Source organism: Yoonia maritima, assembly GCF_002933395.1.
GTDB lineage: Bacteria > Pseudomonadota > Alphaproteobacteria > Rhodobacterales > Rhodobacteraceae > Yoonia > Yoonia maritima_A.
The window spans coordinates 853,914-868,744 of record NZ_PKFN01000007.1; the positions used below are offsets into that span (position 1 = coordinate 853,914).

Consider the following 14,831-nt stretch of genomic DNA (forward strand, 5'->3'; position numbering starts at 1 on the left):
TATTTTCATGGCTGAAGGTTTATCCATCGGGGACTTGGCTGAACGCACAGGGTTAGCCGTCTCTGCGATCCGGTTTTACGAAACGCATGACATCGTGAAACCACTTAGAAACAGCGGTGGACATCGTCGCTATGGGCGTGCGGATATCAGACGTTTGTCTTTCGTCATGGCCGCGCAAACGCTTGGTTTTCCACTCGCCGAAATCGCAGAACATCTACGCGCCTTGCCCGATCACAAAGCCCCAAACAAGGCAGATTGGACCCGGATCAGCAAAACCTTTCGCGCAAAAATAGATGCTCGAATCGCGGCAATGGAAGAACTGCGCGACAAATTAGACGGCTGCATTGGCTGCGGATGCCTAAGCCTGAAAAGCTGTGCGTTATATAACCCGGCTGACGTGAAATCACGCGAGGGTCCTGGCCCGCGAAATTTGACCAAGCTACCGACTTGACTTTGACTGGCGGGTATCATTCCCATGCGGAATGGAACTCTCTGAACGTATTACGAATATCACCGCTGGCGGCTCTGACGGCTGGGACACATTTTATCGCGCAAGGCGCATGATCGCGGATGGCATCCCCGTGACCGAGTTGAACATCGGTGAACATGACATTCGCACCCACCCCGACATTCTGAACGCCATGCATAACGCGGCACTTGGCGGGCATACGGGTTACGCCGTCGTTCCCGGCACTGATAGCTTGCGTGCTGCAATTGCAGGGCGGATCCAAGCACGAACAGGCGTGCCAACCACCGCTGCCAATATTTTGGTGACGCCGGGTGGTCAGGCGGGACTATTCGCTGCGCATAACGCTGTATGTAACCAAGGCGACACCGCGCTTTACATTGATCCCTACTATGTAACCTATCCCGGCACGATCCGTAGTGTCGGCGCGATACCAAAACCGATTGTCACCACACCCGACACAGCGTTTCAGCCGACCCGTGCCGCGTTGGATACGGCAGCGCCGGGTGCGAAATCTCTGTTAATCAATAGCCCGAACAACCCAACGGGTGCTGTCTATTCGCGCGCTACGATGGAAAGCATCGCCTCCACCTGCCAGCAGCATGATCTTTGGCTGATCTCAGACGAAGTGTATGACACCCAAGTCTGGGAGGGCGAGCACATCAGCCCCCGCGCCCTACCCGGCATGGCGGAACGCACTTTGGTCGTTGGTTCAATGTCCAAAAGCCACGCGATGACTGGCAGCCGTGTGGGTTGGGTTTGCGCGCCAGAGCATGTCATCAACCATCTGATTAACCTTGCCACACATACGACCTACGGCGTTGCTGGGTTTGTTCAGGACGCGGCAGAGTTTGCGCTTGGCCAAGGCGTGTCGGTCGAAGAAACCGTCGCCGCGCCGTTTCGGCGACGGCGCGAACTGTCGCTGGATGTACTGGCAGGTCAAAACGCCGTTCGCGCCGTTCCCGCACAGGGCGCAATGTACCTTATGCTTGATATCCGCGCGACAGGACTATCTGGCGAAGGCTTCGCCAATGCGCTGCTAGATGCGGAACAGATCGCGGTTATGCCCGGCGAGAGCTTTGGCGCGGCAGCAGCGGGTCATATCCGGGTTGCGATGACAATTGACGATGATCGCTATGTCGCCGCCTTAAAACAGCTGGTCGCCTTTGCCTCTGATATGGTCGAACAATAGACGCCCGATTTCAGGCGGCACGATGGTTAAGAATCGCATAGGCTGTTTTCATGCTTATGACCTTGCCAGATGACGACACGCTTTATGAGGCGCTGCTTGCCCGCGATGCGGCTTATGATGGAACCGCTTTTGTAGGGGTTTCATCGACCGGAATATTCTGCCGACTGACCTGCCCCGCACGCAAACCAAAACGCGAAAACTGCAGCTTTTACAGCAATGTATCGGACTGCATTCACGCAGGATTTCGCCCCTGCAAGCGATGCCATCCAGTCGCCCCTGCAGCACAGAACGACCCCGCCATTACTGCTTTGATTGCGGCATTAGACAGTGATCCGGCGCGGCGCTGGTTTGAATCTGATATTGCCGCGCTGGGCTATGATCCCTCGACCATTCGGCGCAGTTTTAAGCGTCATTTTGGCATGACATTTCTGGACATGGCACGTCAAAGGCGGCTGGCCAACGGATTTACTGCGCTAGAAACCGGCAAGGTCATTGACGCCCAATTAGAGGCCGGCTTTGACAGCCCCGCTGCGTTCCGGGCTGCATTTGCTAAACTGCTGGGAACCGCGCCGAACAGTTTTAAGAATGACGCAATGTTGCGAGCAACTCATATCCCGACACCGCTGGGCGATATGATTGCGGTCTGCGACAAACGCTCGCTGCATCTTTTGGAATTTGCGGACCGCAAGGCACTGCCAGCCGAATTAACGCGCCTTCGTAAACTGACTAAAGGTGATATCGGCCTTGGTCGCTTTGACACAACAGATCAGGTTGAAGCCGAATTGGCTGCGTTCTTTGCTGGTGAAAGCGCAAAATTCGCTGTCCCTTTGGTTTTACACGGCACGCCGTTCACGCGCCAAGTCTGGAACGCTTTGCGACAGATCCCGGCTGGGGAAACCCGTAGCTATGGCACACTTGCGCAAGAAATAGACGCGCCAACCGCCAGCCGGGCCGTCGCCCGCGCGAATGGTGCCAATCAGATCGCACTAATCATCCCGTGCCACCGTGTGATCGGCGCGGACGGGTCGTTGACTGGGTACGGTGGCGGCCTGTGGCGGAAACAGCGTTTGATTGATCTAGAAAAGACATATGCACAAAGGAATTCCAAGTGACCCACCCCGGTGAAACATTTCGTGCCCTCCACATCGCGGGCGACCCATTTATATTGGCCAACGTTTGGGACCGCGGCAGCGCCAAGATGATGCAGGGCATGGGGGCCAAGGCACTGGCTACCTCGTCCGCCGCGCATGCGTTCACGATGGGGCGGTCAGACGGCGGCACCCTTGCCCGGGACGAGGCGCTTGCCCACGCGAGCGAGATCCTCTCGGTCGCGACTGTTCCTGTACAGGGTGATTTCGAAAACGGATTTGGGGACAGCCCTGATGACTGCGCCGAAACCGTCCGTATGGCAGGCGAAATTGGGCTTGCGGGGATATGCATCGAAGACATCATTCTTCCCGGTGATGCCCCATATGCGTTCGACCATGCAGTGGAACGCATTCGGGCAGCTGCCAGTGCCGCACGTGCGCTTAGGCATGATTTTATTCTGACAGCACGGGCTGATGGTGTCATGCTTGGTGCCTATGGCACAGATGAGGCAATCAAACGGCTAAAGGCATTTTCTGATGCGGGGGCGGATTGTCTCTATGCACCGATGCCGCCTAACATGGCCGATTTGGCCCGAATATGCAAAAGCTTTAACAAGCCGGTTAATGCCTTGATCGCCGGAGATTTTGCGGGACATAGTCACGCCGAATTTGCCGCAATTGGCGTGGCGCGCATGTCGCTGGGCTCAGCCCTCGCGCGGGTGACCCATCGGGCCATTTTTGATGCAACCCAGCAAATGTTTACAGGTGATTTTAGCGCGTTACAAAATGGGATCTGCAGCTACACGATCGATCAAATGCTGCTCAAATAGCAAAGGCCCACAGTTTACACTGTGGGCCTTATGGTTTGTCCGGAAAAGGCCTCAGGGACGAAGGACACCTGCCCGAACAAATACCGTCTAATCAGTGATTAGAACTGGAACGATACGCGTGCCGCAGCAGTTGTCGCATCGATGTCTGTGCCAGTACCGTCGAAATCTTCGAACTGGTGCTGCAGAACCTCTGCACCAACACGAATGCTATCGCTTACGCGGTATTCAGCACCTAGACCCGCGAAACCGCCTGTGTCGTCAGCGTCAAGCGAACCAGAAACGCGTGCCTGCGCCACACCTGCGGTGACGTATGGCAGCCAGTTGCCAGCATCGTAACCGACGCGCAGTTTTGCACGTGTGATTGCGTCAACCGCAACATCTGCTGTTTCGTCTTCGATTTCTGTACCGTCGATATCAAGTTCGGCACCTAGAACCCAGCTACCCATGTCGTATAGGTAACCAGCGTGCGCACCATATGTCAGGCCATCAGGGTCTTCAGTCAGACCATCTGCATCCAACTGACCGTAGCCAAGCTGGCCACCGGCGTAGAAACCTGTCCAGTCAGAACCTGTCATAACAGGTGCCGCTACTGGCACTGGGGTTGGTGCAACTGTTTCAACTGGCTCAGAAAGCCCACCTGCAGAAGCCATACCAGCGGCCAGCGCCAAAGGTGCAGCAAGGATGCTCGTGCGAACCATTTTATAAGTGGTAGTCATTTTATTTTCTCCGTTCGTCTTGTTGTCGTCTGTGCATACAACTGCCCACGAATGGAAAAGGTTCAATAGCACCTCACAGCTGTGTGAATAAAGTCGGCAACAATGGGCACAGAACGCAAAAATACTGGCAAAACACCGCGTATTTTCAATCACTTGAATTCACGTCACCGTGAACCAAAGGCATTTTACTTTGGGCGCAGGTTCCGTGGAGGAGCCTTTTCAACTGAGTCTCTGGGCATCGCGGTTCGGCCGCCGGTGGTTGGCTGATTCACTCCGGTCGTTTTCGGCGCAGAAATCGGTAATCCACGCGCTGCGCGCACCGCAAGAAATGCAAACGCCTGCGCCTCGAGCATGTCACCATCAAGCCCAACATCCTCAACCGCGATCACGTCACAGCCAGTCGCAGCCTTAAGCCCATTCATAACAGTTACGTTTTTTCGCCCCCCTCCGCAGACCAGTAACCGGGCGGGTATTTTCGGGCATTGGGTGATCGCATGTGCGACGCTTTCGGTCACAGCTTGGGTCAGCGTCGCAATTGCGTCGGCATCTGAAAGACCAGTCACCGCAGCCGACAATCCTACAAATTCGTCCCGATCAAGCGACTTAGGCGGTGGGCGTGAAAAATACGGGTTGGTCAAAAACGCTGCAATGATATCCGGTTCTGATGTTCCTTGCGCAGCAAGCTGCCCTTCGGCGTCATACCCTATACCCAAACGCTGCTGCATTGCATCATTGATAGGCGCATTTGCCGGCCCTGTGTCAAAGGCAAGCAACGCGCCATCAGACGCTGGATCATCAGATTTAGGATCAATCCAAGTTATATTGCCAACGCCACCAAGGTTTAAAAACGCAACGGGTGTATCCGCACCGATCCATTTCGCAAGTGCAAAGTGATAGAATGGTGCCAAAGGCGCACCCTGCCCGCCTTGCGCCACATCATTAGTCCTTAGATCCCAAATAACTGGCAAGCCCAATTCATCAGCAAGCCGCTGACCGTCACCACATTGGTGCGTACCACGCCCACCCGGATCATGGGCTAATGTTTGACCATGAAAACCAGCGACATCAACATCTGAAAAACTAGACATAATTGCGATATGCGCATCCTCGACCACTTTTGCAGCAAGCAAAACACCGTCGTCGGGCCATCGTCCTAGGTGGTCGCGTAGGATCAACTGTTCGGGCGCTGAGTATGGGCGATAATCGCTTGCGCCAAAGGCCTTGATTGTCACGCCATCGGTTTCAACCACTGCGGCATCAACGCCATCCAGCGACGTCCCCGACATCGTGCCAAGCGCCTTTACGAATCCAGTTTTCAACATACGCTTTCCCTTGCGCCTTGACCTGACTATAGAGTGCACCGTGCAAACCGCAGGAACAAGCCAATGACCTACCATCCGAAATCTGAATTTATGTCTGTCATGATGACGCGCGGCTTTTTGGCCGACTGCACAGACTATCAGGCGCTGGACGAAGCGCTAAGCAAAGGTGTTGTTCCTGCCTATATCGGCTTTGATGCCACAGCGAGTTCGCTGCACGTTGGGTCGCTAATCCAAATCATGATGCTGCGCTGGCTGCAAAAAACGGGCCATAAACCGATCACCCTGATGGGTGGTGGCACGACAAAGGTGGGCGATCCGTCTTTCCGTGCAGATGAACGCCCTCTTCTTGGGCCAGAGCAAATTGACGCCAACATCGCTGGCATCAAAAAGGTATTTGCGGCCTACATCGACTACGACACAGAGACTCCTAATCAGGCGCTCATGCTTAACAACGCTGAATGGCTGGACGAGTTGAACTACCTTGATTTCCTACGGGACATCGGGCGGCATTTCTCGATCAACCGGATGCTGTCGTTTGAAAGCGTCAAATCACGGTTGGACCGCGAACAGTCGCTGTCGTTCCTCGAATTCAACTACATGATTCTGCAGGCCTATGATTTCCTAGAGCTGAACCGCCGCTACGGCTGTTTGCTGCAGATGGGTGGATCAGACCAATGGGGCAACATCGTTAACGGTATCGACCTGACACGCCGCGTGCTGGATCACGAAATCTATGGGCTGACCTCACCACTGCTGACTACATCAGACGGTAAAAAGATGGGTAAATCCCAGTCTGGCGCGGTTTGGCTGAACGCCGACATGCTGTCACCGTATGAATTCTGGCAGTTCTGGCGCAACACCACCGATGCCGATACCGGTCGGTTCCTCAAGCTTTACACCGAGCTGCCTGTCGAAGAATGTGACCGCCTTGGCGCACTCGAAGGATCTGAAATCAACGCCGCGAAGATCATTCTTGCGAATGAAGTCACCACCCTTCTGCACGGTGCCGAGGCTGCAAAAGCTGCCGAAGCCACCGCACGCGAAGTGTTCGAAAAGGGTGGCGTAGGGGATGATCTGCCAACGCTGACGCTGTCCGCAGATGAACTGGGTGACGGAATTTCCATCGTGCAGATTTTTGTACGCTCTGGCCTTTCCGGCAGCGGCAAAGAGGCCAAACGCCTAATTGCTGAAAACGGTGCGCGCGTGAACGACGAACCGCTTGAAAACCCCGGTATGGTTATCGATGTGGCGGCGCTTGCGAACCCAATCAAGCTAAGTGCGGGCAAAAAACGTCACGCTTTGGTTCAGCTGGGCTAAATCAGCAGTAAGTCTAAAACCAATAGGATAACCCCAATCGGAAACGTAATCAGGGCGGCCACAACGGCCGCCCCTATTGTTGTTGGCCGTGGTGGTGGCGCATCGACCCCAGCGACGAAATTTGAATTTTGGTTCTTTCTCATGGCCGCATTAACCACGCCTTAGGTTTCCAATGGCTTAACGGTTGGCATGTACCTTCCGTTACAACAACATCCGAAATTTAGCGCGGCACTAAACCGTATCGGCGTCTCGACCGCCGTAATTAACCTGCCAAGCGCAGCCCCAGTGCAAGTAATCCGACGCTTTGGCCTAAACTTCGCGGCACGCGGCCCGATATGGCATTCCAGTTTTCGTGACGTGGGTGAACTGAGGCGTTCCAGACTACGCCTCGTCAACAGCAACGGTGGCGATGCAAAGACCCTACGTGCCGCCGGGTTCAGGCAGCTAATGACACCCGCCCATGTCGCCGAGCTGGCACTAAATCGCGACCTCGAACGGTACATGGCCCCAAAATGGCGGAACATATGGCGGCGTGCGCAGCATAGCCCGCTGACAATATACAAAGAACCTTTCAACGATGCGAAACATCAATGGTTGCTTGACGCTGATCTTGCCCAGCAGAAACAAAAGCGTTTTCGCGCGCTCCCCCATGGGATCATTCACGCCTATTCCGCGATTGCACCGAAAGAAGTGACAGTTTGGATTGCAAAGTCTCAAGGCGACATCGTTGCCGGAATGCTTTTCCTGAGGCACGGCATATGCGCCACATATCACCTTGGTTGGTCTAATGATGCGGGTCGCAAACACGCCGCCCACCATCGCATGTTGATCGCAGCCGCGCATGGTTTTGCGGACACGGGTGTTGTCCAACTTGATCTGGGCACAGTCGACACGCACGGCGCCCCCGGCTTAGCCCGTTTTAAGATTGGAACTGGTGCTAACATCCGCACCTTAGGAGGAAGCTGGCTACGGATGTTCTAGCGGGTAGCCCGGACGCCACCCACCTGCTAAGACTTGGAAAATAATTCAGGGGATTATTATGACGCTGCTTCAGATTACGTCGCTTCTCATTGTGCTTGCAGGGGTCTTTGGGGCCATCAACTATCTGTTTTTGCGGCTTCCAGCGGCTATTGGCATTCTGGTCGTGTCGTTGTTGGCATCATTTGGTGTGATGATACTCGACTTTTTCGTGCCCAGCCTTGGCGTCGAAGCAGCTGTACGCAGCACCGTCCTTAGCATCGATTTCTCGGATGCCCTGCTTGAGGGCATGTTGGGCCTGTTGCTGTTTGCTGGCGCCTTGCATGTGAAAATCTCGGACCTGCGTCGCGAATGGGTTCCCGTTGCATTGATGGCGACGATCGGGATCGCGCTCTCGACTACGATTGTCGGTTATGGGTTCTCGTGGCTGACAGGCATGCCGATCCTTATCGCCCTTGTATTTGGGTCATTGATTTCACCAACGGATCCCGTTGCCGTTTTGGGTGTTTTACGCGAAGCAGACCTGCCAAAATCGCTAGAAACAAAGATCGCGGGCGAAAGCCTGTTTAATGATGGTGTCGCCTATGTCGTGTTCCTGATCCTTGTTGGATTGGCGTTTCCACACGGCGACAGCCATGGCAACAGTGCAGCGGCGGCCGTTGAACTTTTCGTTCAAGAGGCACTTGGCGGCGCGATCCTTGGTATTGTGTTGGGCTGGCTGACCTTCCGCGTTATGCGGCTTATTGATGATTACTCGCTTGAAGTTCTGATCACACTTGGCCTCGCTTTTGGTGGCTATGAACTGGCGGTTTATCTGCATGTTTCAGCGCCCATTATGGCTGTCTGCGCGGGGCTACTGATCGGCGACGTTGGCGCTAAACACGGCATGTCCGAAGAAACTCGCAAGTACGTTGATGCGTTCTGGAAGCTAATCGACGAAATCCTAAACGCTGTCCTGTTCCTGATGATCGGCGTCGAAGTCTTTGCCATCGTGTTCGACGCAAGCTTTGTTGTCACAGGCTTTGCCTCCATTGCCCTTGCTCTGGTCGCGCGCCTGGCGGCGGTGGCGGCGCCGGTTTTGATGCTCAAACCGTTCCGCAATTTTGCGTCTGGCGTGATCCCGATCATGACATGGGGCGGGCTCAAGGGCGGTATTTCAGTCGCGCTTGCACTGTCACTGCCAGATAGTGAATGGAAACCCGTCATCCTGACAGCAACCTATGTCGTGGTCATCTTCTCGATCATTGTGCAGGGGCTTACCATTGCCAAGCTGGCCGAACGCGCCGGCCGCGAACCAGAGCTGCCCCAATGACCCGGTATCTGGTCTATGATGTGTTCACGGCGCAGGCGTTTGGGGGAAACCAGCTAGCGGTTATTCCCGACGCAACTGCCCTGCCCGAAGACGATCTGCAAAAAATAGCGCGCGAATTCAACTTTTCGGAAACGACATTCGTCTATCCGCCGAATGATCCTGCGCATACTGCGAAGGTCCGCATTTTCACACCAACCATGGAGATCGCCTTTGCGGGCCACCCCACCATTGGAACCGCGATTGCATTACGTGATCAGGGTCATGCTGGCGACATGATACTAGAATTGGGTGTCGGGCCGATCCCATGTCGTTTCGACGGGGATACTGCATCTTTCACGACCAACGCTCCACTTGAACGGATAAGCGCGCCCGAAACTGCGCTTGTTGCATCGGCTCTTGGGCTACATGAAACGGCGATTGTAACAGATACACATGGCCCCATTCAGTGCAGTCTTGGGCTGACATTCGTGATTGTTGAGCTATCAGACCGCAAAAACCTTGCCGCCTGCTCGCCTTCCATTGACGCGGTACGCACAGGCGCAGCTAAATACCCTGCGGGACTTGATTTTGCGATCTATGCCTACGTGCGCGATGGCGATCAGATTGATGCGCGCATGTTCGCGCCACTTGATGACATTCCCGAAGATCCCGCGACGGGCAGCGCCGCTGCCACATTGGCCGCGTTACTGACCGAACAATTGAAACAACCGCAGAACCTATCCATCACTCAAGGGGCCGATATGGGGCGGCCATCGTTGATTACTGCGACGACGGAACATGTAACGCCCGTGCCTGTGACCATCTTTGGTAATGCAGTGCGCATGATGGAGGGAAAGCTTGTCAACTGAAGATGTAGCCCCCACTCCGCTCCAAGCGTTTGACATTGGCCAAGACGGCAAAGCGACACCCGCGCAAAGTATCTCAACACATCTACCCACAGATGTTACCTATCGTTGGCTTCATTTTGATTTAGTTGATGCAAACCTTGCTGCATGGTGCGCCAGTCAACTTCCTCTGCGCGCTGGCCGTGCGCTGCTGGCTGCAAAAACCCGCCCGCACATGGATGACGATGAAAATGGGATCGTACTGACCCTGCGCGGCATCAACATGAACGCCGGCGAAGAACTATCCAATATGGTATCTCTGCGTATTTGGATGACAGGTAACCTGGTCGTCACAGTGCGCCGCCTGCGCGTTTTTGCAATGGACGACTTGGCCGCCAATATCGCGGCAGGCGATTGCCCCACGACATCCGCCCATATGGTCGCACGGATTACCGAAAACCTTGTTGATCGGATCGAAACCGTATCGGTCGAGCTTGAAGAAAAGACTGACACAATGGAAGATACCGTCTATGAAGGCGGCGCGACAGAACTGCCCGACCTGTTTGACATTCAGCGTACAGCAATCCGGTTGCGTCGCCATATCGGCCCGATGAAGGATACGTTGTCAGCGCTGGCTGAAAACCACAGCGGCCTTATGCCTGACAATCTAAGAAACCGGATGCGCGACACTGCAAATCGTGCAATGCGATCCGTCGAAGAGGTCGAAGAAGTACGTGATCGCTTGCGCGCGCTGTCCGCACATATTGATATGACCCATGATGCCCGTGTGGCCCGCAACGGATATACACTGTCTATTGTCGCCGCAATTTTTCTGCCGCTTGGCTTCATCACCGGCCTGTTGGGTGTGAATGTCGGCGGGGTACCGGGTACAGATCATCCACATGCATTTGCAATTCTTTGCCTGCTTATGCTTGCTTTAGGCGTTGGCACCTACGCCGTTTTAAGATGGATCAAATGGTTCTAATCGGATCAACGCATCTAGAAACTGCACGCCACTAACGATATCAAGGACAAACCCGAAAAGCCGAGACACCTATGAAACCTACAATCCTTGATCGCTGCGAATCGAATGGCCTGCGTATGACGGAACAACGCCGTACAATTGCGGCTGTTCTAGAAGCCGCTGACGACCATCCCGATGTAGAGGAATTGTATAAACGCGCATCCTCTGCTGATCCGCGTATTTCATTGGCAACAGTCTATCGCACCGTAAAGCTATTCGAAGAATCCGGCATTTTGGAAAAGCATGAATTCGGTGATGGCCGCGCCCGTTATGAAACGGCTGATCGAGACCACCATGACCACCTGATTGACATGCACACTGGCGAAGTGATCGAGTTTTTAGACCCCGAGATCGAAGCGCTTCAAGAACGCATCGCGGCCAAACTTGGCTATGAATTGAAAGGGCACCGCCTAGAACTTTATGCGGTACCCATCAAAAAAGACTAAATGCCCGTCAAACCAATTTCGGATGTAAAACCTATGCGGCCACCAATTTGTGACGTCGTCTTGACCGTTTGCGCATCAAGCTGAAGCGCGGTGCTGTCGCCAAAGACATTGTCGCGGCTAAGCGTTTGAACAGCCAAATTCGGGATACTGTCTGAATAGCGCGCATCGGTGGCGTAATAGCCAGACACCAACGCCTCTTCAAATGCCAGTTGCCCAACCAAGAGCGCCGTTTCGCCAGCAACAGCGGCCTGAGCACTGCGAAACACTTCGAAATGCACGTGCGGCCAACGCCCCCGATACGTGCCTGGCAGAATGCTATTGAACTTAACCGCCCCGCTTGCGTCAGCAATTTGCATCCCACGCAAATAGTTCTGATCCTCAATTTCATACAGCGAATACTTTCCCGCTGCATCGCAGTGCCAGATGTATACAGCCATACCCACAATCGGGCTGCACCCGCTATCGACGTTCACGAGGTTCATGGTCAGGTCCATTGGCACGCCTAAGGCAGTACCCGTTAGGCCAGCAATGCTGTTTGTGATGTCGGGCCGGATCATACCCGCTAACGTCAGTGCGTTAACAGTCTGTCCTTCACGCATATTTGTGCCATCGGCCGGGAATGGTCCATTGGTTTCCCGAGGTTGCGCAACGCAGGTTTCGCCGTTCTCGGCAGTCCCTAATATCTCTGGGCTTGGGGTCGTGGGCGGCGGCCTGACGCCTGCGCCTTGCGCATACAATGCCGCGCCTGCCAATGACAAAGCACCAGCCCCTATCAGCACATTTCGGCGATTGATTATGCGACTGAAATCGCTTGAAAAATCGCCATCATGGTGCGGTTCGTTTTCATGCTCGGGCATTTTGACTGGCCTCTCACTGGTTCGCGTTTTTCCGTCGGGTCATCGCTAATACGTGCACCCAATAACTTTCCGGCGGATATTTACGAAAAAGATAACGCTATCAGGCTTTGCTTCCCTGAAATCCCCGCGTATGCCTATCGCGAAACTATCAGTAACGGGGCCAATACATGGACAATATCCGCGGCAGCGCGTTGATGGTGGCTGCCATGCTTGGCTTTGCTTTTGAGGACATGTTTATCAAACTCATGGCTGGCGCCTTACCGGTAGGTGAGATTCTTATCCTGCTGGGTGGTGGTGGCGGCATTGTGTTCGCCATTTTGGCGCGCGTATATGGCGATACATTGTGGTCACGGGATCTTCTGCAACCCGCGGTCTTGATCAGAAATGCTGGCGAAGTGTTCGGAACACTCGGGTTTGTTACCGCAGTTGCGCTCACCCCTATTTCATCGGCTTCGGCCATTTTACAAGCCACCCCGCTGGCTGTGACCATAGGTGCCGCCCTATTTTTGGGAGAATCTGTGGGCTGGCGGCGTTGGGTTGCCGTCGGCATCGGGCTGTGTGGCGTTTTGCTTGTTTTGCGGCCCGGCCTTGATGGTTTTGACGCAAATTCTTTGTTTGCTGTCCAGGGCGTCATCGGCTTGGCAATTCGGGACCTCGCGACGCGACGCGTGCCTGCGGGCGTCACATCGCGACAGCTGGCGACCTATGCTTTTTTAATTCTTGTCCCAACGGGCGCTATTGTTTTGGCGGCAACTGGGGCACCAATGGTCATGCCAGAACCCACGAATATCTTGCGCCTTTTAGGCGCGATCGTCGTGGGTGTCGTGGCATATTATATGCTGGTCGCTGCGACACGCATTGGGCAAATGTCCCTGATCGCCCCTTTTCGCTATACTCGGCTGGTCTTTGCTTTGACGATCGGCTTTGTTGTCTTCGACGAAAACCCGGATGCGCTTACACTTCTCGGCGCGGCAATCATTGTTACATCTGGGATCTATACCCTCTGGCGCGAGGCACGACTGCGTCGTACTTCCCTTGCGTCAAAACCCGCGCTATAGAGCGCATGATACCGCTAACATCACTTTTACGGAGCACATTATGAGCACCATCATCGACATCCACGCCCGCGAAATTCTGGACAGCCGGGGAAACCCCACGGTCGAGGTGGACGTGATCCTAGAAGACGGCACAATGGGCCGTGCAGCTGTACCATCAGGTGCCTCCACAGGTGCGCACGAAGCTGTTGAAAAGCGTGACGGCGACAAATCCCGTTACATGGGTAAAGGCGTGCTAGAAGCCGTCGCAGCCGTAAACGGTGAAATCGCCGAAGCGATCCTAGGCTTTGACGCAACAGAGCAAGTCGGCATCGACATGGCGATGATCGAACTTGACGGGACACCCAACAAAGCCCGCCTTGGCGCAAATGCGATCCTTGGCGTGTCCATGGCCGTTGCCAAGGCCGCTGCTGATTTTACGGCCCAGCCACTGTTTCGCTATATCGGCGGCACATCGGCACGCACCCTGCCCGTTCCAATGATGAACATCATCAACGGTGGTGAACACGCAGACAACCCAATCGACATCCAAGAATTTATGATCATGCCTGTATCGGCAGCGAACATCAAAGAAGCCGTGCGCATGGGTTCCGAGGTTTTCCACACGTTGAAAAAAGAGCTCTCAGCCGCTGGCCACAACACTGGTATCGGTGACGAAGGCGGCTTTGCACCCAACCTTGGATCAACCCGAGAAGCGCTTGATTTCATTATGACATCTATCGAAAAAGCGGGCTACAAACCGGGCGAAGACATCTATCTCGCGCTCGATTGTGCAGCGACCGAATACTACAAAGACGGCAAATACGAGATGGTCGGCGAAGGTGTTTCGCTAACATCCGAAGAAAACGCAGCCTACCTCGCGAAACTGGCAACCGATTACCCAATCATCAGTATCGAAGACGGCATGTCCGAAGATGACTGGGATGGTTGGAAAACACTGACAGACATGATCGGCGACAAGGTTCAGCTGGTCGGTGATGACCTGTTCGTGACCAACCCTGCCCGTCTGGCCGATGGTATCGCCAAAGGCTCTGCGAACTCTATGCTCGTTAAGGTGAACCAAATCGGCACGCTGACAGAAACACTGCAAGCCGTCGACATGGCACACCGTGCGCAATTCACCAACGTGATGTCACACCGTTCCGGCGAAACCGAAGACGCGACAATCGCTGACCTCGCTGTTGCGACCAACTGCGGTCAGATCAAAACAGGTTCACTATCGCGCTCTGACCGTCTCGCGAAATACAACCAGCTGATCCGTATCGAAGAACTGCTGGGCGAAACGGCCACTTACGCAGGTCGTTCGATCCTTAAGTAAGAACAGCCACCTAACTTGATAAAAACCCCGCCAAGTGCGGGGTTTTTTATTTAGGCCGATTGCGCATCAAGACACACACCCTATAG

General features: G+C 54.5%; 15 protein-coding genes. 12 read left to right on the plus strand and 3 right to left on the minus strand.

Annotation, left to right across the window (positions count from 1 at the left end; all coding sequences use genetic code 11):
- The first annotated feature begins 7 nt into the window (after positions 1–7).
- The 4 genes from soxR to CYQ09_RS05730 are packed head-to-tail and all read left to right on the plus strand — an operon-like array spanning position 8 to position 3,576.
- Positions 8–451: a redox-sensitive transcriptional activator SoxR gene (gene soxR / locus CYQ09_RS05715; RefSeq protein ID WP_204353902.1), complete on the plus strand. Its 444-nt coding sequence runs from the start codon at positions 8–10 to the stop codon at positions 449–451.
- A 31-nt stretch (positions 452–482) separates the two neighbouring features.
- Entirely contained in the window at positions 483–1,658 is a 1,176-nt protein-coding gene (locus CYQ09_RS05720; RefSeq protein ID WP_106744407.1) for a pyridoxal phosphate-dependent aminotransferase, read from the plus strand.
- A 50-nt stretch (positions 1,659–1,708) separates the two neighbouring features.
- Complete coding sequence (locus CYQ09_RS05725; protein ID WP_106744408.1) at positions 1,709–2,770, plus strand: bifunctional transcriptional activator/DNA repair enzyme AdaA; 1,062 nt, start codon at positions 1,709–1,711, stop codon at positions 2,768–2,770.
- Positions 2,767–3,576 carry an isocitrate lyase/PEP mutase family protein gene (locus CYQ09_RS05730; RefSeq protein WP_106744409.1) on the plus strand — a complete coding sequence of 270 codons (810 nt, stop codon included), beginning with the start codon at positions 2,767–2,769 and terminating at the stop codon, positions 3,574–3,576. Before CYQ09_RS05725 ends, CYQ09_RS05730 begins: the two co-directional genes overlap by 4 nt.
- A gap of 98 nt (positions 3,577–3,674) precedes the next feature.
- On the opposite strand, the gene CYQ09_RS05735 is transcribed toward CYQ09_RS05730, so the two are convergent.
- Positions 3,675–4,292 (minus strand): outer membrane protein, encoded by a 618-nt coding sequence (locus CYQ09_RS05735; RefSeq protein WP_106744614.1) that lies wholly within the window; start codon positions 4,290–4,292, stop codon positions 3,675–3,677.
- Between the two features lie 185 nt (positions 4,293–4,477).
- A complete protein-coding gene (locus CYQ09_RS05740; RefSeq protein WP_106744410.1) occupies positions 4,478–5,614 on the minus strand; it encodes an anhydro-N-acetylmuramic acid kinase in 1,137 nt (378 codons plus the stop codon).
- A gap of 63 nt (positions 5,615–5,677) precedes the next feature.
- On the opposite strand from CYQ09_RS05740, the gene tyrS reads away from it, so the two are divergent.
- The 6 genes from tyrS to CYQ09_RS05770 all read left to right on the plus strand — a co-directional run bounded on the left by tyrS (position 5,678) and on the right by CYQ09_RS05770 (position 11,515).
- A complete protein-coding gene (gene tyrS, locus CYQ09_RS05745) occupies positions 5,678–6,931 on the plus strand; it encodes a tyrosine--tRNA ligase (RefSeq protein WP_106744411.1) in 1,254 nt (417 codons plus the stop codon).
- A 189-nt stretch (positions 6,932–7,120) separates the two neighbouring features.
- Entirely contained in the window at positions 7,121–7,912 is a 792-nt protein-coding gene (locus tag CYQ09_RS05750; RefSeq protein ID WP_106744412.1) for a GNAT family N-acetyltransferase, read from the plus strand.
- A gap of 58 nt (positions 7,913–7,970) precedes the next feature.
- Positions 7,971–9,221, plus strand: a complete 1,251-nt coding sequence (locus CYQ09_RS05755) for a cation:proton antiporter (RefSeq protein WP_106744413.1) — start codon at positions 7,971–7,973, stop codon at positions 9,219–9,221.
- Positions 9,218–10,069 carry a PhzF family phenazine biosynthesis protein gene (locus CYQ09_RS05760; protein WP_106744414.1) on the plus strand — a complete coding sequence of 284 codons (852 nt, stop codon included), beginning with the start codon at positions 9,218–9,220 and terminating at the stop codon, positions 10,067–10,069. Before CYQ09_RS05755 ends, CYQ09_RS05760 begins: the two co-directional genes overlap by 4 nt.
- Positions 10,059–11,030, plus strand: coding sequence for a CorA family divalent cation transporter (locus CYQ09_RS05765; RefSeq protein WP_106744415.1), 972 nt, complete (start codon positions 10,059–10,061; stop codon positions 11,028–11,030). The genes CYQ09_RS05760 and CYQ09_RS05765 overlap by 11 nt, the downstream gene beginning before the upstream one ends.
- A gap of 71 nt (positions 11,031–11,101) precedes the next feature.
- Positions 11,102–11,515 (plus strand): Fur family transcriptional regulator, encoded by a 414-nt coding sequence (locus CYQ09_RS05770; RefSeq protein WP_106744416.1) that lies wholly within the window; start codon positions 11,102–11,104, stop codon positions 11,513–11,515.
- Here the strand turns inward: CYQ09_RS05770 and CYQ09_RS05775 are convergent.
- Positions 11,512–12,372, minus strand: coding sequence for an intradiol ring-cleavage dioxygenase (locus CYQ09_RS05775; protein WP_106744417.1), 861 nt, complete (start codon positions 12,370–12,372; stop codon positions 11,512–11,514). The two genes, CYQ09_RS05770 and CYQ09_RS05775, sit on opposite strands and share 4 nt — an antisense overlap.
- A gap of 167 nt (positions 12,373–12,539) precedes the next feature.
- On the opposite strand from CYQ09_RS05775, the gene CYQ09_RS05780 reads away from it, so the two are divergent.
- Positions 12,540–13,430: a DMT family transporter gene (locus CYQ09_RS05780; protein WP_106744418.1), complete on the plus strand. Its 891-nt coding sequence runs from the start codon at positions 12,540–12,542 to the stop codon at positions 13,428–13,430.
- A gap of 40 nt (positions 13,431–13,470) precedes the next feature.
- Positions 13,471–14,745, plus strand: coding sequence for a phosphopyruvate hydratase (gene eno, locus CYQ09_RS05785; RefSeq protein ID WP_106744419.1), 1,275 nt, complete (start codon positions 13,471–13,473; stop codon positions 14,743–14,745).
- The last annotated feature ends 86 nt before the right edge of the window (positions 14,746–14,831 follow it).